24 protein-coding genes are annotated in these 19,611 nt (G+C 65.9%); 7 read left to right on the forward strand and 17 right to left on the reverse strand.

All coding sequences use genetic code 11. The features are described 5' to 3' along the window. Positions 1–111: 111 nt before the first annotated feature. Together RBB46_RS04280 and RBB46_RS04285 are read left to right on the forward strand one after the other, a co-directional pair. On the forward strand, positions 112–702 hold the full coding sequence (locus tag RBB46_RS04280; RefSeq protein ID WP_306027641.1) for a L,D-transpeptidase: 591 nt from the start codon (positions 112–114) through the stop codon (positions 700–702). Between the two features lie 159 nt (positions 703–861). After that, complete coding sequence (locus RBB46_RS04285) at positions 862–1,275, forward strand: hypothetical protein (protein WP_306027642.1); 414 nt, start codon at positions 862–864, stop codon at positions 1,273–1,275. A 16-nt stretch (positions 1,276–1,291) separates the two neighbouring features. On the opposite strand, the gene RBB46_RS04290 is transcribed toward RBB46_RS04285, so the two are convergent. Both RBB46_RS04290 and RBB46_RS04295 read right to left on the reverse strand, forming a co-directional pair. Continuing rightward, positions 1,292–1,984 carry a L,D-transpeptidase gene (locus tag RBB46_RS04290; RefSeq protein WP_306027643.1) on the reverse strand — a complete coding sequence of 231 codons (693 nt, stop codon included), beginning with the start codon at positions 1,982–1,984 and terminating at the stop codon, positions 1,292–1,294. Between the two features lie 99 nt (positions 1,985–2,083). Then, positions 2,084–2,452 carry a DUF971 domain-containing protein gene (locus RBB46_RS04295; RefSeq protein ID WP_306027644.1) on the reverse strand — a complete coding sequence of 123 codons (369 nt, stop codon included), beginning with the start codon at positions 2,450–2,452 and terminating at the stop codon, positions 2,084–2,086. A gap of 264 nt (positions 2,453–2,716) precedes the next feature. Here RBB46_RS04295 and moaA point away from each other — a divergent pair, with 264 nt between their 5' ends. Continuing rightward, entirely contained in the window at positions 2,717–3,718 is a 1,002-nt protein-coding gene (moaA, locus tag RBB46_RS04300) for a GTP 3',8-cyclase MoaA (protein WP_306027645.1), read from the forward strand. A 2-nt stretch (positions 3,719–3,720) separates the two neighbouring features. After that, positions 3,721–4,059: a hypothetical protein gene (locus RBB46_RS04305; protein WP_306027646.1), complete on the forward strand. Its 339-nt coding sequence runs from the start codon at positions 3,721–3,723 to the stop codon at positions 4,057–4,059. 52 nt (positions 4,060–4,111) lie between these two features. On the opposite strand, the gene RBB46_RS04310 is transcribed toward RBB46_RS04305, so the two are convergent. Next, positions 4,112–4,885, reverse strand: a complete 774-nt coding sequence (locus tag RBB46_RS04310) for a DUF3306 domain-containing protein (protein WP_306027647.1) — start codon at positions 4,883–4,885, stop codon at positions 4,112–4,114. Beyond that, positions 4,882–5,418, reverse strand: coding sequence for a DUF3305 domain-containing protein (locus RBB46_RS04315; RefSeq protein ID WP_306027648.1), 537 nt, complete (start codon positions 5,416–5,418; stop codon positions 4,882–4,884). Before RBB46_RS04315 ends, RBB46_RS04310 begins: the two co-directional genes overlap by 4 nt. Positions 5,419–5,680: 262 nt before the next feature. Here RBB46_RS04315 and RBB46_RS04320 point away from each other — a divergent pair, with 262 nt between their 5' ends. Then, positions 5,681–7,720, forward strand: a complete 2,040-nt coding sequence (locus tag RBB46_RS04320; RefSeq protein ID WP_306027649.1) for a 4Fe-4S dicluster domain-containing protein — start codon at positions 5,681–5,683, stop codon at positions 7,718–7,720. Positions 7,721–7,794: 74 nt separating this feature from the next. Here the strand turns inward: RBB46_RS04320 and RBB46_RS04325 are convergent, their stop codons facing one another. The 4 genes from RBB46_RS04325 to RBB46_RS04340 form a co-directional block, all read right to left on the reverse strand. Then, positions 7,795–8,097 (reverse strand): DUF3144 domain-containing protein, encoded by a 303-nt coding sequence (locus RBB46_RS04325; RefSeq protein WP_306027650.1) that lies wholly within the window; start codon positions 8,095–8,097, stop codon positions 7,795–7,797. 43 nt (positions 8,098–8,140) lie between these two features. Further along, a complete protein-coding gene (locus RBB46_RS04330) occupies positions 8,141–9,562 on the reverse strand; it encodes a multicopper oxidase family protein (protein WP_306027651.1) in 1,422 nt (473 codons plus the stop codon). 88 nt (positions 9,563–9,650) lie between these two features. Then, a complete protein-coding gene (locus tag RBB46_RS04335; protein WP_306027652.1) occupies positions 9,651–10,871 on the reverse strand; it encodes a multidrug effflux MFS transporter in 1,221 nt (406 codons plus the stop codon). A gap of 81 nt (positions 10,872–10,952) precedes the next feature. Beyond that, positions 10,953–11,780 (reverse strand): alpha/beta fold hydrolase, encoded by an 828-nt coding sequence (locus RBB46_RS04340; protein WP_306027653.1) that lies wholly within the window; start codon positions 11,778–11,780, stop codon positions 10,953–10,955. A gap of 51 nt (positions 11,781–11,831) precedes the next feature. Between RBB46_RS04340 and RBB46_RS04345 the strand changes: the two genes are divergently transcribed. Continuing rightward, positions 11,832–12,158 (forward strand): helix-turn-helix transcriptional regulator, encoded by a 327-nt coding sequence (locus RBB46_RS04345; RefSeq protein WP_306027654.1) that lies wholly within the window; start codon positions 11,832–11,834, stop codon positions 12,156–12,158. 80 nt (positions 12,159–12,238) lie between these two features. On the opposite strand, the gene RBB46_RS04350 is transcribed toward RBB46_RS04345, so the two are convergent. Next, positions 12,239–12,373 carry a hypothetical protein gene (locus RBB46_RS04350; protein WP_306027655.1) on the reverse strand — a complete coding sequence of 45 codons (135 nt, stop codon included), beginning with the start codon at positions 12,371–12,373 and terminating at the stop codon, positions 12,239–12,241. A gap of 119 nt (positions 12,374–12,492) precedes the next feature. Between RBB46_RS04350 and gcvA the strand changes: the two genes are divergently transcribed. Continuing rightward, positions 12,493–13,407, forward strand: coding sequence for a transcriptional regulator GcvA (gene gcvA / locus RBB46_RS04355; protein ID WP_306027656.1), 915 nt, complete (start codon positions 12,493–12,495; stop codon positions 13,405–13,407). A 25-nt stretch (positions 13,408–13,432) separates the two neighbouring features. On the opposite strand, the gene RBB46_RS04360 is transcribed toward gcvA, so the two are convergent. The 8 genes from RBB46_RS04360 to RBB46_RS04395 form a co-directional block, all read right to left on the reverse strand. Next, complete coding sequence (locus tag RBB46_RS04360) at positions 13,433–14,335, reverse strand: DMT family transporter (protein ID WP_306027657.1); 903 nt, start codon at positions 14,333–14,335, stop codon at positions 13,433–13,435. A 57-nt stretch (positions 14,336–14,392) separates the two neighbouring features. Beyond that, the gene (locus RBB46_RS04365) at positions 14,393–15,412 is read right to left on the reverse strand and encodes a DUF6352 family protein (protein WP_306027658.1); all 1,020 of its coding nucleotides are present in this window, start codon (positions 15,410–15,412) and stop codon (positions 14,393–14,395) included. After that, positions 15,409–15,894: a DUF6505 family protein gene (locus RBB46_RS04370; RefSeq protein ID WP_306027659.1), complete on the reverse strand. Its 486-nt coding sequence runs from the start codon at positions 15,892–15,894 to the stop codon at positions 15,409–15,411. The genes RBB46_RS04365 and RBB46_RS04370 overlap by 4 nt, the downstream gene beginning before the upstream one ends. After that, positions 15,891–16,658: a biotin/lipoate--protein ligase family protein gene (locus RBB46_RS04375; protein ID WP_306027660.1), complete on the reverse strand. Its 768-nt coding sequence runs from the start codon at positions 16,656–16,658 to the stop codon at positions 15,891–15,893. Before RBB46_RS04375 ends, RBB46_RS04370 begins: the two co-directional genes overlap by 4 nt. 77 nt (positions 16,659–16,735) lie before the next feature. Then, positions 16,736–16,927, reverse strand: coding sequence for a DUF6494 family protein (locus tag RBB46_RS04380; RefSeq protein ID WP_306027661.1), 192 nt, complete (start codon positions 16,925–16,927; stop codon positions 16,736–16,738). Between the two features lie 121 nt (positions 16,928–17,048). Next, positions 17,049–18,008: a S1C family serine protease gene (locus RBB46_RS04385; protein WP_306027662.1), complete on the reverse strand. Its 960-nt coding sequence runs from the start codon at positions 18,006–18,008 to the stop codon at positions 17,049–17,051. After that, positions 18,005–18,169: a hypothetical protein gene (locus RBB46_RS04390; RefSeq protein WP_306027663.1), complete on the reverse strand. Its 165-nt coding sequence runs from the start codon at positions 18,167–18,169 to the stop codon at positions 18,005–18,007. The genes RBB46_RS04385 and RBB46_RS04390 overlap by 4 nt, the downstream gene beginning before the upstream one ends. Further along, on the reverse strand, positions 18,166–19,608 hold the full coding sequence (locus RBB46_RS04395; RefSeq protein WP_306027664.1) for a c-type cytochrome: 1,443 nt from the start codon (positions 19,606–19,608) through the stop codon (positions 18,166–18,168). The genes RBB46_RS04390 and RBB46_RS04395 overlap by 4 nt, the downstream gene beginning before the upstream one ends. Positions 19,609–19,611 lie beyond the last annotated feature (3 nt).

Raw genomic sequence — 19,611 nt, forward strand, 5'->3', positions numbered from 1 at the left:
GGGCAGCGCCCCGATCGACACTGGAACGTTTCCCGAGCCGGGCGGTTATGGCCGGGAGGCGGCGGGGGACTTGGGGCTGGTTCGGACGACCACCGGATGGGGAAACCGAGAATGCGTATTTCACATTTGATTGCCGCGGCGCTGGTTGGCGCCGTCCTTGCGACGCCGGCTGCGGCGTCGAGCTTCTTCGATCCTGTCACCCGCCAATGGGTTGACTACAGCGCACGCGGCGTGCCGAGCGGCAAGTCGCCGATCCGCCGCGAACGCGTGCGCTACGAGGGATCCTACGCCCCCGGCACGATCATCATCGATACGAGCGAGCGGCGCCTCTATCACGTGCTGCCGAACGGCCGCGCGATGAAATACGGCATCGGCGTCGGCCGCGAGGGCTTCCAGTGGGCCGGCACACAGCGCATCTCGCGCAAGGCCGAGTGGCCGGGCTGGACGCCGCCGCCGCAGATGCGCGCCCGCGAACGTGCCAAGGGCAAGATCCTTCCCGCGCATATGCCCGGCGGCCCGAACAATCCGCTCGGCGCGCGCGCCATGTATCTCGGCTCGTCGCTCTACCGCATCCACGGTTCGAACGAGCCCTGGACGATCGGCACCGCCGTGTCGTCGGGCTGTATCCGGATGGCCAATGACGACGTCGTTCATCTCTACGACAATGTCGACGTCGGAGCGAAGGTGGTGGTCAAGCGCTGAGCCGCGCGATCCGCTGACCAAGGCGAATACCGCAGAAGGGCCGGCCTCGCGCCGGCCTTTTTTGTTACCGGCCCTTTTTGTTGCCGGCTTTCCTGTGCCGCCAGGGGTGTTATCCTGTTGCAAGCGGCCCCGCGTGAAGGCCGGCCAGGGACGGACGAGATGCTAAACGCCATCATGCCAGCGCAACCTGTCGCCGCTGTCGCGGGCCTGGCTCTTGCCCTCGTCGTCATGCTTTGCGCGCCCGCCGCGGCCTTCGACGAAACGCTGGCCGCACGCGGCGCGGCCCTGTCGAGGCTGCATTGCGCGCGCTGCCACGTCGTCACACCGGAAAACCGGATGACAGGCATCTCCTCGACGCCGTCCTTCATGATCCTTGTGAAGGCGCTCGACGACTGGCGCGACCGGTTCGAGACCTTCCATGCCAGACTGCCCCATCCGGCCCATCTGCGCTTCTCGCATGACGAGCCACGCCCCGTTGACCACCCCTCGACCATCGCCGAGATGATTCTCGAGATCGACGACCTCGAAGCCATCGTCGCCTATGCCGAGAAGCTCAAGGCCGAGAGCGAGTGAACCCTGGCCCGCGCCATCAGCCCAGGACGACGACCTTGGCGCCGAGCTGAACGCGGTTGTGCAGGTCTATGACGTCCTGTTGCCACATGCGGATGCAGCCCGAGGAGGCGTTGGTGCCGATGCTGCGCGGTGCGTTGGTGCCGTGGATGCGATAGAGCGTGTCGACATTGCCCTGCCACAGATAGAGCCCGCGCGCGCCGATCGGGTTGCTCGGGCCGCCATCCTGCCCGTCGCGATATTTCTCCAGCTTCGGGTCGCGGTCGATCATTTCCGCCGGCGGGAACCATTTCGGCCATTCGCGCTTGAAGCGGATCGTGGCATCGCCCGACCACGCGAAACCGGCACGGCCGACGCCGATGCCGTAGCGGATCGCCTTGCCGCCCGGCTGGACGAGATACAGAAACTTCGACTTCGGGTCGACGACCACGGTGCCGGGCTCGTGCCGCGAGAAATAGCGCACGGTCTGGCGCAGGTAGCGCGGGTCGAAATCCTTCCAGGGAATGGCCGGGATGTTGAAGCCGCCATCCCGCCGAGCCGCGTAGGCCAGCGCGTAATTCGGCTGCCCCTCCGGCGTTGCGGACAGCCCCGCATTCTCGATGGCCCTGCTTTTCGTCTGACAGGCGGCCGCCAGAAGCGGAAGGCCGAGAACAAGGCTCCTGCGGCTCAGAAGCACCCCGCCCTCACGCGGGTTCGATCGGTCACGCTGCACGTTCCACCCTTTCACGGTGATTCCAACATGCAGACTATGCCCGTGATTCCGCGCATTTGTCGACGCCGCCGCGGCGTGCGCTGAGCGGCGGCCCCGGCCTTAACGGTCCCGGCTCAGGCCTTTTTCCTCAAGCTCCTTCAGATAACCGCCCCAAAGCGTTTCGCGCTCGCCGGCCAGCTTGATGAAATAGTCCCAGGAGAAGATCCCCGAATTGTGCAGGTCGTCGAAATGAATGCGCACGGCGTAATTGCCGACCGGCTCGATCTTCATGATGCCGACATCGCGTTTGCCCGGCACGGTCTTGCGTTGCGAGGGGGAATGTCCCTGCACTTCCGCGGAAGGCGAGCAGACACGCAGGTATTCCGCCGCATATTCGTGGCTCTCGCCGCTGTCGAAACTGACGGTAAGCTGCTTCTTGTCCTTGCTCAGGCGGAGCTCGGTCGGCCAGGGCTTGGTGCTGTCGGTCACGGGTCGGGTCCTTCCCAGATGCACATGTGTCGGGGCGGACGATAGTGCCGACGCGGCGAAGGGCAAGGGGCAAGATCGGTTGCCCGGCGCACTGCGCGCGGAAGTCGCAAGTCGGGCGCACCCCACGGGGTCGTCCCGATTGACGCGGCCCTTCATTCCGCTACCTTGCATGATTACATCAGGGAGGAACCGTGGGCTCCAGGCCCGCGCGGACCGAAGATCGAGAAGGCCGCTGCCAGCCGGCGGCCGAGCGAGGAACATCACATGTCCCAGCCGATGATCGACCCGTTTGGTCGCACCGTCAGCTACCTGCGCGTTTCCGTCACGGATCGCTGCGATTTTCGCTGCGTCTACTGCATGGCGGAGGACATGACTTTTCTGCCGAAACGCGAAGTGCTCTCGCTGGAGGAACTGGACCGACTGTGTTCGGCCTTTATCGAAAAGGGCGTGCGCAAGCTGCGCCTGACCGGCGGCGAGCCGCTGGTGCGCAAGAACATCATGAGCCTGATCCGCAGCCTGTCGCGTCATATCGACAGCGGCAAGCTGGAGGAGCTGACGATCACGACCAACGGATCGCAGCTCGCGCGCTACGCGACCGAGCTTTACGAGTGCGGCGTGCGCCGCATCAACGTTTCCATCGACACTCTGGACGCCGACCGCTTCAAGGCCATCACCCGCTGGGGCGACCTGGGCAAGGTGATGGACGGCATCCGCGCGGCGACGGCGGCGGGGCTTTCCGTCAAGATCAACATGGTCGCGCTCAAAGGCGTCAACGAGCACGAGATCCTGTCGATGGTGGAGTGGTGTCACGCCAATGGCTACGATCTCACGCTGATCGAGACGATGCCGCTCGGCGAGATCGACGAGGACCGCACCGACCAGTATCTGCCGCTGTCGATGGTTCGCGCCAAGCTTGCCGAACAGCTGACGCTGGAGGACATTCCCTACAAGACCGGCGGCCCGGCGCGCTATGTGCGCATCGCGGAGACCGGCGGGCGCCTCGGTTTCATCACGCCGATGACCCACAATTTCTGCGAAAGCTGCAACCGTGTCCGCGTTACCTGCACGGGCATGCTCTACATGTGCCTGGGCCAGGACGACAGCGCCGACCTGCGCGCGCCGCTTCGTGCCTCGGAAAGCGACGAGCAGCTGCACGCAGCCATCGACGAGGCCATCGGCCGCAAGCCGAAAGGGCACGATTTCATCATCGACCGGCGCACGCGGCAACCCGCCGTCACGCGCCACATGAGCGTCACCGGCGGCTGACCATGGAGAATGAAGGGGCTCCGCAGGCACGACGCCCTGCCGGTCGCCTCGACGGGCCGGCGGCCCGCATCCTCGCGCTGGCGATCGCGGCAGCGCTTGCCAGCGCCATCGCCTGGATCGGCCAGGTCGGCTTTGCCGGCGTCGCCATGACGCCTTTCGCCAATTCCCTGGCAGGCTCCGGCGGGAATGCCGCCGCCAATCCCGCCCTTGCCGCCTGCCTTGCCGAGCGTGTCGGTGCCGTCGACCAGATGCGGGCCGACAAGGTGATCAACTCCGGTCAGTACGAGGCCTTCCGCGCCCGTGCCGAGAGCTACTGCCAGACGCAGTTTCCCCCGCAGTAGTCGGCGGCGGCTGCCGGAAAGGCCCCCAAGCTGTATCGCCGTGCCGTCCGGCCTATTGAAACCGCATCCGGCGCCGCGCCGGCCGTGCCGGCTCGCCTCGGGGCACCGCCTCCACCGGATGATCGGCCCGCACGGCGACTGTCGTCACCACGGCTTCTTCAGCGTCGAGCGGAACATCGGCAGTGCTTGTCGCCTCCTGCTGCGCCAGGGACACCACCGGCCCGTCGTCGTCTGCCGCTTCGCCCCCTGCTGTTTCGTCGGCATCGGCAGCATGCCCGTCGCCGGCAAGGTCGGGCTCGGCCTCCACGGCTCCGTCCTGCTCCGCGCTCCCGGCAAGCTCCGCAGCCGCATCCGTGGGCTCCGAGGCTTCCCCTTCCTTGGGCTCCAGCATCCAGCTATAGCCCTTGCCGACCTGCCATGACGTCTTCAGCCCCCCGACAAGCGTCTGCACGGTGCGGAAGTCCTCGTCGTAATCGTTGAGCCCGTCGACACAGGCCAGCACGGGATTGGATCTCCAAAGCTTGCGCAGCGCCGCGTTTTTCAGATCCGTTGAAACACCTTTCTTGAGGAAGACCGAATAGTCGCTGTCGAAGGACAGCGCCTCCAGGTCGACGGCCTCGGCCGCCTCCCGGTTCTCCTGCTCGACACGCGCCGCCTCCGCCCGCAATTCGGCGCTGCGGGCACGCTCGCCGTCATTCTCGCCGGCAGTGTCTTCCGCATCGCCGACCGCATCGCCGAGCGCATCGTCAGACAGGTCCCCGTCACGCACCGCCTGCTTGCGGCGCGACCAACGGGAGAGGAAGCCCGTTTCGGTTTCCCGTGTCATTCCTCGCGCTCCTCACGTCGCCCGAGCGGGGAAAAGATCGGCTCCTTGCCGAAGATCTGCTTCTCGACCTCGAGCCGCTCCCGGCGGCGCTTGCGAAAGGCCGGAGCCTCGGGCAACGAGGCCAGGAACTTCGCCATCCAGGCAACGGTCGCCTTGGGCATCGGCAGGCGGTCGACGATCCCTTCGGCGCTGTCGAGAACACCTTGCGCCTCATAAGGGTCGGCAGTGACGCCGCGCACCCGATAGGCCGGATCCGCGCCGGAGAGCACCTCATCCAGCATCACCCAGATCGACGGCGCGCCGGTCTCGATGTTGGCATCATAGGCATCGACCATCTTGTGGTGCAGTTCCAGCACATGCGGGGAGGACAGGTAGCGCCGACGCCCGTCCTCGTCCGACAGGACCGTCCAGCCGTCCGTTGCCGGTGCGTCGGCGATCACATCGACCACCGACCATGACCAGTCGGCCCATTTCGAGGCCGACGGCCGGCGCTCCAGCACCACTCCGAAGGACGCGGACACTTCCCTTTGCAAGACGCTCTCCCATCGCTTGCCGGACGATGCGGTACATCGCGGCTCCCTGATTTTGGGTCCTTCAAGGCGGAAAGACAATGGCAAGCTGCAAGACCGCGCCACGGCGCATCGCCTCCCCCTGTCCGGCTTTGACCGCCACCAGACTTGAGGGAGGAAATGGTCAGGAAACTCGGCTATTGTCACAGGCAAATCAACAAGCGGCACCGGTCGCGGACCGCCCCTTGCAAGGGGCTCCAACCGGCCGTCGCCACGGAGGAACGACATGACGTCGACCAAACCCCGGGTCATGCTGTGCAATTGCGAAAAGACGATGCGTCTCGACCCCGCGCGGATCGCGGGAATCGACGCGGGCACGCCGATCCACACACAGCTGTGCCGCGCCCAGCTCGACGCTTTCGAGAAGGCGCTGGCAACCGGCGAACCCCTGCTGGTCGGCTGCACCCAGGAAGCACCATTGTTCGAGGACGTCGCCGAGGAGCGCGGCGCGGAGCAGAGCCTCTCCTTTTTCAACATTCGCGAGCGCGCGGGCTGGTGCGACACCAGCACGGATCCGCATCCGAAGATCTCGGCCCTGCTTGCCGAAGCGCTGCTGCCGTCCGACCCGGCCGCCCTGCGATCCATCGAATCCGACGGTGTGTGCCTGGTCTATGGTGCCGGCCAGCAGGCGCTCGATGCCGCGCTGGCGCTTGACGGACGTCTCTCCGTTTCCCTGCTCCTGTCGGATGCCTCGGACATCCTGCTGCCGGGCGTCCTGCCGGTTCCGGTCCATCTGGGGCGCATCCGCAGCGTCGGCGGATCGCTCAGCAATTTCTCCGTCACCGTCGACGGCTATGCGCAAATGCTTCCTTCATCGCGCGGCACGCCGGCATTCTCGCTGGCCCGCGACGGCGCCAAGGCCGGCTGCAGCCTGATCCTCGATCTTTCCGGCGGAACACCGCTGGTAACGGGGCCGGACAAGCGCGACGGCTATTGCCGCGTCGATCCGAAGGATCCGGCGGCGGTGGCACGCGCGCTCTTCGACATGGCCGACATGGTCGGGACCTTCGAGAAACCGCAATACGTCACTTATGACGCCTCCATCTGTGCCCACGGGCGCTCCGGCAAGACCGGCTGCAGCAACTGCCTCGATGCATGCCCGGCCGGTGCGATCACCAGTGCCGGCAACGAGATCGTCGTCGATGCCGGGATCTGCGGCGGGTGCGGTTCCTGCGCCGCGCATTGTCCAACGGGCGCGGTCAGCTACCAGTATCCGAACCGGGCCGCCCATGTCCGCCGACTGCAGGCGCTGCTGGGCACCTATCGCGAGGCGGGCGGGCGCGATCCCGTGCTTCTCGTACATGACGGGGATCATGGACAGGACCTGATCAACGCATTGGCGCGCTTCGGCAAGGGGCTGCCCGGCAATGTGCTGCCGGTCAACGTTCATGCCGTGACGCTGTTCGGCCATGACGCAATGCTCGCCGCCGTGCTGGCCGGCGCCAGGGAAATGGTGTTCCTCTGTCCGCCGTCAAAATCCGACGAACTCGACGCTCTTCGCATGGAAATCGACCTTTCCGCCGGCCTGCTCGCCGGGATGGGATACGCGACCGAAGGTCTGTTCCAGATCGCCGTGGAAAGCGATCCCGACGCGGTTCTCTCCCGCCTTGCACCGGTACGAGGGCCGCTTCCCAGGGAAAGCGGCATCTTCGCTCCCGTGGGGAGCAAGCGCGATGTCGCGCGCAGCGCGATCTCACGCCTCATGGCACAGGCCCCCGCAACCGCGGACATCATCGCTCTGCCGGCAACGGCGCCCTACGGGCGCATCGAGATCGACGCCAAGGGCTGCACGCTGTGTCTTGCCTGCGTCTCCTCCTGCCCGGTGAACGCGCTTTCCGACAATCCGGACAAGCCGCAAGTGAGCCTGACGGAGGCCGCCTGCGTGCAATGCGGGCTGTGCGCCGCGACCTGCCCGGAGAGCGTGATCACGCTGGAGCCCCGCTACAACGCAGCGCCTGCGGCGATGCGACCCGTGGTGCTGCACGAGGAAGAGCCGGCCACCTGCACCTCCTGCGGCAAGCCGTTCGGCACGAAATCCTCCATCGCCCGCATTCGTGAAAAGCTCTCCGGCAAGCACTGGATGTTCCAGCGCGAGGACCAGATCGCCCTGATAGAGATGTGCGACGACTGTCGCATCTCGGCGCAGTGGGAGATGGACGACACGCCGCTTCGCGGCGGCGCGCGCCCGCGCATCGTCACCACGGACGACTATCTGCTGCCGGACGGCGACGCGCTGACCGCCGACGACTTCCTGAAGAAGAACTGACGCCTGGCGGCACGAAACGAGAAAAGGGCCGGAGGATTTTCCTCCGGCCCTTTTCGTTCGCGCGGGAGATGCGCTCAGGCGTGACCGGCGGGCGGATCCAGCTCCGGATCGGCGAGGTTCTGGCGCAGCATTTCGCGATATTGCTCGACCATGCCGGTGACGAACTCCTCGTGGTCCTCGACCTCGATCACCGCCTTGGCGACATGGGCGTTGTAGCGGGCAGCAGCCCACAGGAACGCCAGGTGAAGGTCGGTGGCCGGGATCTTGCGGTTCTCGCGATTGGCGACCTCGATGAATTTCGCAGCAACCTGCAGGAAGCCCGTCGTATCGAGCGACCCTTCGGCGCGGGCGGCGCGCCGGTCCTGTCTGTTCGCCATGCGGCTCAAATTCCTCTCCATGGAGCAGTCGAAGGCACGCTGCTCACGTCACCTCGAACCAAGCCATCATGCCGGCCGCCTGATGCTCCAGCATGTGGCAATGGATCATCCATTTGCCCGGATTGTCCGCGACGAAAGCGATCTCGACGCGCTCTTCCGGTTCCGTCAGCACCGTATCGCGCCACTGCTCGCGCGTCACCTCCTCGCCATTGCGGGACAGGACACGGAAGTGATGACCATGGACATGAATGGCGTGCGGCCATCTCGTGTCGTTGACGATCGGAATACGCACGGTACGGCCGCGTGCAACGGTGAACAGCGCCGCATCGTGATGGCTGCCGGCAATGCCGTTGAAGGACCACATCTTGCGGGCCTCGAAGAGGTCCCGCATCGCCCTTCGCTCACCATGCAGCATCGCCTCGCGCATGCCTCCCATGGCACCGCCCTCCATCCGCAGGTCGACGGGCAGCACATCGCGCATGTCGAGCGCCTTCGGCACCGGGTTCGCCGGCAGGGCAATGTCGTCGGGCAGCGCCGCCGTGCGTTCTGCCGCCGGACCTGCGACGACAATCTCGCAGGCGGCAAAGGGGTCCCTGGAGACCTCGTCGATCTTGAAGACCCGCTCTTCCCCCGGAAGGTCGATGATCAGGTCGCACCGTTGCGCCGGCGCGATCCGAAGCGTTTCCGCCTCGAGGAGGTGCGGCGTCACCGGCTGTCCGTCGAGCGCGATGACACGCGGGGCAAGACCGGCAAAGCGCAGGTTGAGGACCCGGGCGTTGGCGGCATTGAGAACCCGGAGGCGTAGGCGTTCGCCCGGGCGGGCACTCTCGCGGAGATACGGCTCGGCATTGACGGTCAGCACGTTGCCGAGCCGGCCGGCATGGGCCCAGTCGTGCATCGCGCCGAGACTGGCCGTGTCGATCTGGCGCTCGTCATCGAGCCGCCAGTCGTCGAAGGCAAGAACCACGTCGCGGTCGTAGGCCTTCGTCCCGGGTTCCTCGACGATCAGCACTCCGTAGAGCCCGCGGGCCAGTTGCTCCCAACTCCGGTTGTGAGGATGATACCAGTAGGTTCCGGCATCGGGAGCATGAACGAGATACTCGAACTCCGCGCCCGGCTCGACCGGGTCCTGCGTCAGGCCTGCGACGCCGTCATAGGCATTGGCGATGCGGATGCCGTGCCAATGCACCGTGGTCGGCTGTTCGAGACTGTTGCGGAAGCGGATCTTCAGCGTCTCGCCTTGGGCGATGCGCAAGAGCGGTCCCGGGACGCCCCCGTCATAGCCCCAGATATCGGCGAGAGGACCGCCCTCCTCCCACAGCGAGGCCTTGCCGGGACGCGCGATCAGTTCCCGCCAGTCCGTGGCGGCGGCAAAGGCAGGGCGACGCGGCAACAGCGCGGCCGCGCCGAGAGCCGCGCCACCTGCGAGAAAGTGGCGCCGGGCAAGGGAAAGGTCTGTCGTCATGGTCGCATCCGTCCACCTGTCACGGCGACCGCGCGATCCAGCCGAGGCACGGCGCGGCCCAAACTGCATGATGCGCCAGCTGCAAGCCTCAGTCGACGGTTTCCAGCACCCGCGCAGCGATCCCGGCCAATACCGCCACGACGCAGGCCACCGCCATGACGAGCACGAGCGGCCAGATCGTGCCCGGCCACAACACGCCGGATAGGAGCCAGCCCGACAGTGCCGAGGCAATGGCGCCAGCGCCGATCTGCATGCTGCCGGTCAGGCCGGATGCGGCACCGGCAAGATCCGGACGCACGCTCACCGCGCCGGCAATGGCATTGGGCAACGACATGCCGTTTCCAAGCCCGACGATGAACATCGGGCCGAACAGGGAGAGCGGATGCAACAGATCGTTCCAGAAGCAGACGGCGATGGCCGAAACCGCGAGCGCCAGGACCGTGTTGCCGCTGGTGATCATGCGGCCGATGCCGATGCGGGCGGAAAAGCGGCCGGAAATCCAGTTGCCGACCATGTAGCCGGCGGCGACCAGCATGAAATAGAGACCGTAGGTCGACGGCGTCATGTGCAGCAGTTCGGCGGCGATGAAGGGAGCGCCGCCCAGGAAGGAAAAGAACACCGCCGAGGTGAAGGCCGAAGTCATGGCATAGCTGACGAAAACCGGCGACCGAACCAGGGCCGCATAGCTGCGCACCAGGCCCGCCAGCCCGCCGCCCGAGGCGCGGCTGTGATTTGTCTCATGCAACTCGAACCATGACCAGGCGAACACGAGAATGCCGAGCACCACCATCAGGTAGGAGCTGGTGCGCCATCCGAAATTCTCGTCCAGCGTGCCGCCGATCACAGGGCCGACCATCGGAGCCACGGCGAGGCCCATGGTCACATAACCGATCATGCTGGCCGCCTGGCTGCGATCGTAGAGGTCGCGCACGATGGCGCGGCCAAGCACGATGCCGGCGCAACCGCCCACGGCCTGCAGCACGCGGCCGACCAGCATCACCTCGATCGTGTTGGCGAGGGCGCAGACCGCGCTGCCCACGACAAAGATGCCGAGCCCCCAAAGGAGAACCGGGCGACGTCCGTGCCGGTCCGACAAGGGGCCGATGCCGATCTGTGCGACGGCAACCGCCGCCAGGTAGAGCGACAGCGTGAGCTGCACCATGCCGGCGGTCGTGCCGAGAATGCCCACAAGGGTGGGCATCGACGGCAGGTAGATGTTGAGGGCCAGCGGGTTGACCGCGGAAACGGCGACAAGAAGCGCAATCGACGGACGACGCTCGGCCAGTGCCGAGGAAAGACTCTTTGTCATGTGAACTGCTTTTTGGTCGGCGCCACATGCCGGTCCGGGACCAGGCCGCGCCGTCGTATGAAACACTCCGGTTACGTAGAACTATCGGCCCGGATCGGCCGGGTCAAACGTCAACATGGCGGCGACGACTGCTTCCGCAGCGTCTTCCTGCAACAGATGGCCGGCGGCCGGGACCCGGATGAGCGGCCGGGTGGATATGCGGGCGGCCAGCCGCTCACCGGTCTCGACGGGGATCCAGGCATCCTCCTCCCCCCAGAGCACCTGCACGGGGCACTCGAGCGGTGCGTAAAGCGGTTCGATCTCGTCAGTGAAGCGCTGGTCCATCTGGGCGATCTGCCGGTAGAAGCCCGCCTGCCCCGTCTCGCCCTGCCAGGGCGCCATGTGGACGGCCAGCGCCTCTTCCGACAAGGGCTTGTGGGCCGCGCCCTGGATATACGCTCGCAGCAGGGCGTCATGCGCATAGGCCGGCAGTCCGGCAAACGCCTCTTCATGCTTGCGCACGTGAGCGACGAACGGCGATCCCCAGGGGTTGAGCGCGACCGCGTCGAAGATCGTCAGGGAGCGGTAGCGCAAACCGTCGAGATAATATCCGCGCAAGGCGGTCGCTCCGCCGAAATCGTGACAGAGCACATCCGGACGCTCCAGCCGCCAGTGGCGGAAAAGCGAGGCGAGAACGCGGTTCTGAACGGCCAGAGAAACATCCTGCCCCGCCGCCATCTGCGAACGCCCGTATCCGGCCAGATCGAAATAGTGAACCTTCCAGCGTGAGGCCAGCCAGGGCGCGATCCGGCGCCAGACCTGCGAGGAAAACGGTGTACCGTGGATGAGGACCAGCGGCGGGCCGTCTCCAATCGTGCCCCAGGCGATCCGCCGGCCTTCAAAGTCATACGTCCTGTCGAGAGGCAGCATGAGGTCTCCTTTTCATATTGTCATTTAGCTAAATGACAATATGATAGCCGCATGCAAGACAGGTCAATCCAGATCAGGGCGATGTCCAGCGCGCAACGGCTGGAAATCCTGAGGCTTCTGAAAACACCGGAAACGTATTTCGCCACCCAGTGGTCGGCCGATCCGGTCGAGTTCGGCGTCTGCATGACGCTGATCGCGGAAGCGCTCGGCGTCAGCCAGCCAACGGCGAGCCGCCACATCGACCTGTTGCGCCAGGCCGGTTTCATCACCGTCCGGCGGAAGGGCAAATGGGCCTATTGCAGACGGCAGGAGGCAGTGCTTGGCGACTATCTGCGGTGGATCTCGGAAACCCTTAGCGCGGACGGCATCCCGGCCTGACGCCCTCGCGTTCCGGACGCGCAAAGGCGGGCGACCGGGTCACCCGCCTTTGCCGGCGTTCCTCGATTTTGCCTCCCCCCTCACCTTGCAAAGACACGACGCAGCATGGCGCGAAGGGCTTCGGCGCGCTGGCGGCGCCCCCGCCGGGTGAGGCAGTTGATCTCGGCTGCAGTCAGGTTCATCGGATCAAGCCGAGAAATGTCGAGATAGGTCATGTTCGCTCTCCGGTTGCAGCCGGCAACGTGCCGGCATTTCATGGAGATAAACTGCCTGATTGCGATACCCGCGACAAACTCGTATTTTCCTCCAGTCGAAACAAAAAATTTGAAGTGAAATGCGCTACAACATTCCGGCAATGAACGCCTTGCGGGTGTTCGAGGCGGTCGCCCGCCACATGAGTTTCCAGCAGGCGGCGGACGAGCTGCATCTGACGCCGTCGGCGCTGAGCTACCAGATCCGGACGCTGGAAGAGCAGCTTGGCCAACCGCTCTTCGTGCGCGGCAACCGGGCGATCTCGCTCACGCCCGGCGGCCGCAAGCTGCTCCCGGCCGTGGAGGAGGCACTGGAACGGATCGTCGAAGGCATCTCGGCGATCTCGGCAAGCCCCGACAACAACCGGCTGATCGTCTCAAGCGGTCCGGCATTCGCGGCCAAATGGCTGGCGCCCAAACTGCGACGGTTTGTCGATGCGTATCCCGATATCGAGCTGCTGGTGTCCGCCAACCTGCGCAATGTCGATTTCGCGCGGGACGATGCCGATGTCGGCATCCGCTTCGGGCTGGGCGATTATCCGGGGTTAGAGGTGGAGCCGCTGGTCGACGAGGCGGCGCTGCCGCTGTGCGCGCCCGACATGGCCGCCCGGCTGAAGACACCGGCGGACCTTGCCTCGGTCACGCTGCTCCATGACGACAGCATCCGGCACCTTGCCGACGCCCCGAGCTGGCCGCGCTGGCTCGAGCTTGCCGGCGAAACCGGTGTCGACGCCACCAAGGGCTTGCGCTTCACCCATGCCGACCACGGGCTCGACGCGGCGATAGAAGGCGCCGGGGTCGTGCTTGGCCGGCGGAGCCTGTCGGAAGCGGATATCCGGCACGGACGGCTGGTCGCGCCGTTCGGCCTTGAGCTGCCGATCCGGCCAAGATTCTATCTCGTCGGACCGCCGGCGGCCTTCCGTCTGCGCAAGGTCATCGCCTTCCGCGACTGGCTGCGCAGCGAAATCGCGGCTTGCGGGAACGCCCCGGCCCGCTGACTCCCCGGCCGACTGACCCATGAACTCAGCGCGGCAGGTCGGCCTGCGCTGCGGGACCGGCCCCGCTCAGCAGCTTGCGCTCGCGCGCAAGGCTGTAGATGCCCGTCCCCACGAGCACGGCGATGCCGGCAAGGGTGAACGTGTCGGGAATGTCCTCCCAGACAAGATATCCGATGACGATCGCCCACAGGATGATCGAATAGCGGAACGGCGCCACCAGGGAGATGTCGCCGATGCGCATCGCGTTGATGATGCAGACGAAGCCGACGAGGATGAACCCGGCTGCCGTTGCCAGGAGCAACAGGTTCTTCGCGCTCGGCATCACCCAGGTCTCGGTCACGGACAGCCCCAACCCCGTCACGGTGACACCGACAAGCGTGGCGAAGGTGACGCCAAGCGTCGGGATGTTCTTCGGCAGGACGCTTGTCGTCAGATCGCGCAGGGCCATGAGGAAGACGCCGGCAAGGGCGACCAGGGCCCAGGCGTCGAAGCCTTCCATGCCTGGCCGCACGATCAGCAAGACACCTCCGAACCCGATGGTGATGGCGGTCCAGCGGCGCCAACCGACCGGCGCGCCCAGGAACAGCGCGGCTCCGGCGGTTACCAGCAGGGGCAAGGCCTGCAGGATGGCGGTGGCGTTGGGGATCGGCATGTTGAAGAGAGCGGTGAGGTACAGCAGCGTCGCGCTCACCTCGGCGAAGACGCGAAGCCCCACCAGCCGGTTGAGCAGCAGCGGAAACCGCTTGATCGTGCCGTTGGCAACGCACCAGACGAGCAACAGGGAGAGCGCCATCGCCCCGCGCAGGAACATGATCTCGCCAAGTGGCAGATCGCTCGACACCAGTTTGACGCAGCTGTCGTTCAGGATGAAGCCCGCCATGGCGAACATCATGAAGACGATGGCCCGCCCGTTGTCCGAAAGGATCATGGTTTGCCTGTGCTTTCCTGCAATTGCTGCCGGAGACCGGCGGGCTTCGAAGAGAAACTAGTTTCGTCGCCGAATCGGAAGGTTTGTCAACAGGTTCTGAGGTTTCATCCGGACAGCGCCGTCCGGCCCCATGGACAGTCCCATCCAGACGGGCTTGCCCCGCATCGTCTCGATGAGATCGCCGCTCCGGTCGAAGTCGAGACGAAACAGGGCGATGATCCGCCCCAGCTCCGCCTCGTCGACCGGCGTGCCCTCATAGAGCGCGTTGAGAATCCGCGTTGCGCCGGCGTCAAGGCCGACATGCCAGGACCAGCGCTCGTCGCGTATGGACTGTTGCGGCTGGACGCGTACTCCGGTGCCATGGAAATGCGCGATCCAGCTTTCCAGGACCCGGGCAAAGGCATCGAGCGCCGGTTCGGTGAAGCGGAAGTCGATGGCCGTGTCGAAACGGTCCGAGCGGTCCCAGTAGATCCCCGCGTTCTCCTCGGTCAGCACATCCAGCGCCACGTCCCGCGTCGGCGTGCCGGCCTCGGCCAGCAAGGCTCCGAGCCCGCCGAACCCGCCGGTCCGCGAATAGGTCTCGACGATCTCGGCGTCGGCAAGCATCAGTTGCCCCTCCGCGGTGGTCACGGACTGTTCGCGGAACAGGATCTCCGCCGCGCGCAACCGCATCGGATCGGCGACCTTGCGCAGGACATTGTGGGCGATCAGATGCACCAGCTGGTCGATGAACATCGGCGGAATGTCGATCGGGGCCCCGCCTGAAAAGAAGGCCGCGTAACCGGCCTCGATGCTGCCACTGGCGACGAGATGGTCGCGAAAGCGCAGGATGACGCGATAGTTGTCGGCCGCGTCCGGATCGGCAATGGCGGCGAGATCGGCGTCGTCGATGACCGCGAAGGGATCGCTCATCAAATGCTCGAACAACCGGTGCTCGGCATCGCAGGACTCTTCCACCGGGTGAATTTCCGGCCGCGTGTAATAGGCCCGCAGAAAGTCCGGCGTGACTGCAAGCCATCCGTTGGCATCGCGTGTCACCAGGTGCATTCCCGATGATTTCCAGAACTGGCGCATCATTCGTCCTCGGTCACGTCCCAGATCCGGGCATGGGATTTGTCATCGGATGGCGTCACCAGGTGGAACCGTTCGTGGATGGCTCCCTCGTCATCGATTTCCCGCTGGATCGCCAGAAGCGCGTTGAGATCGAGTTCGGCGGCAAGCTCGCACGCATCGTCGATCTCGGCAGCGGCGACGGGTCGCGCGGCCTCAAGCGCGGGAGCGCCGTGTTCGTCGACAAAATGCTGTGCCAACCGTTCAATCAGCCGTTCGCGCTCCTCGGGGGAAAGGTCCGCCGGCGTTGCGAGCGTCGACCAGCCAAGGTTCTCCAGCGACAGGAAGCCCGAGACAAAGGCCTGGCGGATCTTTCCGGTCAGCCCCTCGTCCGTGTAGTTGCGAAAGGCGAAGGTGCCCGGAATGACCCAGTCCCCGGGCTCCGCCGCAAGCGGAAAGACATGCGTATCCGACACATCCAGACGGATGGCGCGCAACAACCGGGTCACGGGCGCGTCTCCGTTTCGTCGAGATATGCCAGCGCATCGTCAAGCGGGAGGGCAATTGTCTGCCCGCTGTCCGCGTTGTCGGGCTTCATCAAGAGGTTCCCTTTTTCATCAAGGCCGACGAACCGCCCGCTGCGGGGACCGTCGCCGGTCTCCAGAACAACCTGCGCGCGGTAACCGTCGGCACGGAACAGCCAGTTTTCCAGAACCGGCGCGAAACCGTCGACATCCCAGGTGTGGATCCAGGTGAGAAGGTGGCGCGACAGCGACTCGACCGCCTGGGTGCGGTCCAGTTCGGCCGCGCCTTCGTCGACGAGGCTCGTGAGATGCGGCACCTCGCCCGGTTCCAGCGGTCCTGTCAACGGCGCCAGCTGCAACGAGAGCCCCACGACAAGCCAGGCGGGCGCGCCGCTCTCGTCCAGCTCCACGCTCTGCGCAAGTTTCGCCCGGCCGACGGCAGCTCCGTTCGCCCGCAGTGTCGCCGGCCAGAGATAGGTCAGGGCAATCTCCGGCGGGATCAGGGCGCCGATGGCATCCGTCGTCGCGACCATCGCCAGGAACAGCATTTCTTGAACCCGGTCGGCGCCAACCTCCGGCTCGAGCACCAGGGCCAGTTCGATCCGTTCGAGCGAGCGTGACCAGACCAGGTCCCCGGCTCCAAGTTCCCCGGTCTCGGCTCCGGCAACCGCCACCTCGAACGGCACGGTTCCGGCGGCAACGGGATGTCCGGCAAGCAGCGGAGGAAACACCGGGTCTGGCAAACCCATGCTCTCAAATCCTGACATGAAACGCGAATCCCTTCGCAAACTGATTCAAGGCGCGGCCGGTGTCGCTGCCGGCAAGTTTATCCCAGATCGATGCGCCCGGTGACGACGTGCTCGAACTCCTGACCGTCGATGGTCAGGACCACGCGCGCGGTCAGGCTTCCGCTTTCGGCGCCGGAACCGCGCACATGGGCCTCGATTGCTTGCTGGGAGGTAACGCCCACCTGCTTCAGGAACTTCCTCAAGGACATGTTGAACGTATCGTTGTCCATGGTTTTCTCCATCGGTTTCGGCCCGTTTTCGCCCGGGCCGTGAGGCCGGGGAGATCTGCCGGTTGAGAATCTGATTCAACGGATTGTGGAACTGAATCCGGAAACCCGTGCAAGTCTCTGGTCAATCGGTCTTTCCCAGTTCCACCTGAAGTTCCGATTCCGCCCGCCGGACGGTGAGCACACCCTTGGCATCGTCCCGCTCAAGGCGACCGCGAAACCCGGCGAGCTTGACCGCCGGAACGCCGTCGATCGACAGGATCACATCGCCCGGAAGCAGGCCAGCCCGCTGCGCCGCGCCGCCAGCCTCGAGGGAGACGACTTCCAGTCCCCCTTTTTGCGGGCCCGGCGGGGTCTGGCGCAAACGGGCGCCAAGGCTGCGCCGGGGGCTTTTCGAGATGGCAGCGGCCTCGACAACACGCTGCGCAAGGGAGGCCGAGACCGCGAAGTTGACGCCGATATCGCCGTCGCCCGACTTGGTGAAGATCGCGGACAGAACCCCGACAAGGCGACCCTCGCCGTCCACCAGGGCGCCGCCCGAGGCGCCCGGATTGACCGCGGCATCTGTCTGGATGAAATCCTCCACGGCATTGAAGCCGACGCCGCCGCGCGCCGTCGCCGAGACCACGCCGCAGCTCAGCGAGATGCCAAGGCCGAAAGCATTGCCGAGCGCGCAGACGGGCGCGCCGAGCGACGGCTCCGTCCCGAAGGCCAGCGGCTCAAGGGTCACCGGCGCGCGCAGCAGCGCCAGATCCGTCGGCGCATCTCGAAAGGCGATTTCGGCCGCGACGACACGGCCATCGGGAAAGCGCAGACGGACCGACCGCGCGGCGCCGAGCACGTGATCGGCGGTCAGGAGCATCGTTCCGTCGCCGATGGCGACGGCCGAGCCTTCCGGCTCTTCCGCATTGGCGCGCCCGTCGGGCCAATCGGGCAGAACAGCCACGACCGAGGCTCTGGCGCGTTCAAGCTGAGCCGCGGTTGGAAGCTGCGCGGCGGCCGGTGCGGCGTGACCTGCGACGACCGCAATCGCCACCATGCCTGACACGGCACGGATCAGCCTCGTCGCGCGACAGGAATTCATTCCCCCGGCCGTTCGCCCGAATCCGGTGAAAGCCGAACGGCGCCCGGCGTATCGGTCGAGTAGGTCGCCGCGGAGGAGTAGTCCAGGCCGCGCGTCAGATAGGCCCAGGCTCCCGTCCCGATGACCGCAAGTGCCACGACTGCACTCAGGAATGCCTTCATTGTTCCCGTTCCTTCCGTTCGCTCGGACCGCCATCCGGCAAGGTCCGATCCGGCGCCGTCGCGCGTTTGAGAAATGACACCAGCGCATCGCGCTCCTCGGCGCTTTTCAGGCGCTGGATCGGCATCTTGGAGCCCGGCGTCACGATGTCCGGGCCATGATCGAAGAGATCGGAGATCGTCTGCTCGTTCCAGACGAAGTCGAGCCGCCGCAACGCCTCGGAATACGGATAGCCCGGCAATGTGCCGACCCGGCGACCGAAGACGCCGTAGAGCGTCGGGCCGGCGCGATTTCCGTCGTCCGGCGTGAGCGTGTGGCAGACGGAGCACTTCCGCGCGAACTGGCGCTCTCCCGGATCATCTTCGGCAGCCACCTGGAAGCGGCGGGGGAAGTCGCTCGCGACCGGATCGAAGGGCCTGCGCGGGCTGATCTGCCAAGCGTTCACGTGGTCGTCGAGGCCGGAATAGAACGCGACCTGGTCATCGCCCGTGAGCGCAAGTCCCCAGACCGGACCGTAAGGGTTCTCGTATTCCTCCAGCAGTTCCCACGCATCGGTGGCGTAGACGCGGATGCGGCCGTCGCCGCCGCCGCTCGCCAGCCGCCTGCCATCCGGCGAAAGAGCGAGAGACAGGACCGGCCGCGGGTGGGAGGCCAGCTGCTTGACGACCGTGCCACTGGCAATGTCGATCACCGCGACGACCCCGTCGGTCGCGCCAAAGGCGATCTGCGAACCGCCGGCCAGGACGCGCATCACGTTGATGCCCCAGCCGTGCGAATGGATCTCGCGCCGCAACGCCCCGCTTGCACGGTCGAAGACACGGATGCCGCCGTCATAGGAAGCGGTGTAGACGCTGGTCCCGTCGGCGGAGAAGGCGGCCGCGTTGACGTTGCCCCGGTGCCCTTCGAGAACGGCCCGCTCGGTCAGGGACGCCTCGCCTATCTCGTAGACCCGTGCGGTGCGATCCCAGGATGCGGTCACCGCGAAGCGGGCATCCGGGCTGACGCTGACGGACAGTATCTTTTCCTCGCCGGTATCGATCCGCGTCAGCATTGCCCCGTCATCGAGGTTCCACAGGATGACCGCTCCGTCGTCGCCAACGGAAACGGCCCGCCCCTGCCCTGCGAAGCGGGCGTCATTGGCCGCAGCCTCATGGCCGATCAAGCGGTGAACGATCTCGCCCGTTCCGGCCCCGATGCGCCAGAGAATGACGGAATAGTCAAACGACGTGGAGAGCGCCGCCGTCCCGTCCTGCGAAAGCGCTATGGACTTGACCGGGCCGCCATGCCCTTCGAGGCGCTCCGGCCAGGTAGCCGGAGCCGTTGCGCTCTCCCCGGCGGGCGCACCCGTATCGGCGATCGCATCGCTGCCGGCGAAAGCCAGGCATATCGCTGCGACGGCAAGCAGGAACGCAGCACCAGGATGACGCATCATGCGACCCATGCA

Source organism: Stappia sp. MMSF_3263, assembly GCF_030733745.1.
Lineage (GTDB): Bacteria > Pseudomonadota > Alphaproteobacteria > Rhizobiales > Stappiaceae > Stappia.

Bases quoted from the DNA above. Each gene is read 5' to 3' on its own strand.
- RBB46_RS04280 (WP_306027641.1), top strand. From the start codon at position 112: ATGCGTATTTCACATTTGATTGCCGCGGCGCTGGTTGGCGCCGTCCTT.
- RBB46_RS04285 (WP_306027642.1), top strand. From the start codon at position 862: ATGCTAAACGCCATCATGCCAGCGCAACCTGTCGCCGCTGTCGCGGGC.
- moaA (WP_306027645.1), top strand. From the start codon at position 2,717: ATGTCCCAGCCGATGATCGACCCGTTTGGTCGCACCGTCAGCTACCTG.
- RBB46_RS04305 (WP_306027646.1), top strand. From the start codon at position 3,721: ATGGAGAATGAAGGGGCTCCGCAGGCACGACGCCCTGCCGGTCGCCTC.
- RBB46_RS04310 (WP_306027647.1), bottom strand. From the start codon at position 4,885: ATGACACGGGAAACCGAAACGGGCTTCCTCTCCCGTTGGTCGCGCCGC.
- RBB46_RS04320 (WP_306027649.1), top strand. From the start codon at position 5,681: ATGACGTCGACCAAACCCCGGGTCATGCTGTGCAATTGCGAAAAGACG.
- RBB46_RS04325 (WP_306027650.1), bottom strand. From the start codon at position 8,097: ATGGCGAACAGACAGGACCGGCGCGCCGCCCGCGCCGAAGGGTCGCTC.
- RBB46_RS04330 (WP_306027651.1), bottom strand. From the start codon at position 9,562: ATGACGACAGACCTTTCCCTTGCCCGGCGCCACTTTCTCGCAGGTGGC.
- RBB46_RS04335 (WP_306027652.1), bottom strand. From the start codon at position 10,871: ATGACAAAGAGTCTTTCCTCGGCACTGGCCGAGCGTCGTCCGTCGATT.
- RBB46_RS04340 (WP_306027653.1), bottom strand. From the start codon at position 11,780: ATGCTGCCTCTCGACAGGACGTATGACTTTGAAGGCCGGCGGATCGCC.
- RBB46_RS04345 (WP_306027654.1), top strand. From the start codon at position 11,832: ATGCAAGACAGGTCAATCCAGATCAGGGCGATGTCCAGCGCGCAACGG.
- RBB46_RS04350 (WP_306027655.1), bottom strand. From the start codon at position 12,373: ATGACCTATCTCGACATTTCTCGGCTTGATCCGATGAACCTGACTGCA.
- gcvA (WP_306027656.1), top strand. From the start codon at position 12,493: ATGCGCTACAACATTCCGGCAATGAACGCCTTGCGGGTGTTCGAGGCG.
- RBB46_RS04360 (WP_306027657.1), bottom strand. From the start codon at position 14,335: ATGATCCTTTCGGACAACGGGCGGGCCATCGTCTTCATGATGTTCGCC.
- RBB46_RS04365 (WP_306027658.1), bottom strand. From the start codon at position 15,412: ATGATGCGCCAGTTCTGGAAATCATCGGGAATGCACCTGGTGACACGC.
- RBB46_RS04375 (WP_306027660.1), bottom strand. From the start codon at position 16,658: ATGGGTTTGCCAGACCCGGTGTTTCCTCCGCTGCTTGCCGGACATCCC.
- RBB46_RS04380 (WP_306027661.1), bottom strand. From the start codon at position 16,927: ATGGACAACGATACGTTCAACATGTCCTTGAGGAAGTTCCTGAAGCAG.
- RBB46_RS04385 (WP_306027662.1), bottom strand. From the start codon at position 18,008: ATGAATTCCTGTCGCGCGACGAGGCTGATCCGTGCCGTGTCAGGCATG.
- RBB46_RS04390 (WP_306027663.1), bottom strand. From the start codon at position 18,169: ATGAAGGCATTCCTGAGTGCAGTCGTGGCACTTGCGGTCATCGGGACG.
- RBB46_RS04395 (WP_306027664.1), bottom strand. From the start codon at position 19,608: ATGGGTCGCATGATGCGTCATCCTGGTGCTGCGTTCCTGCTTGCCGTC.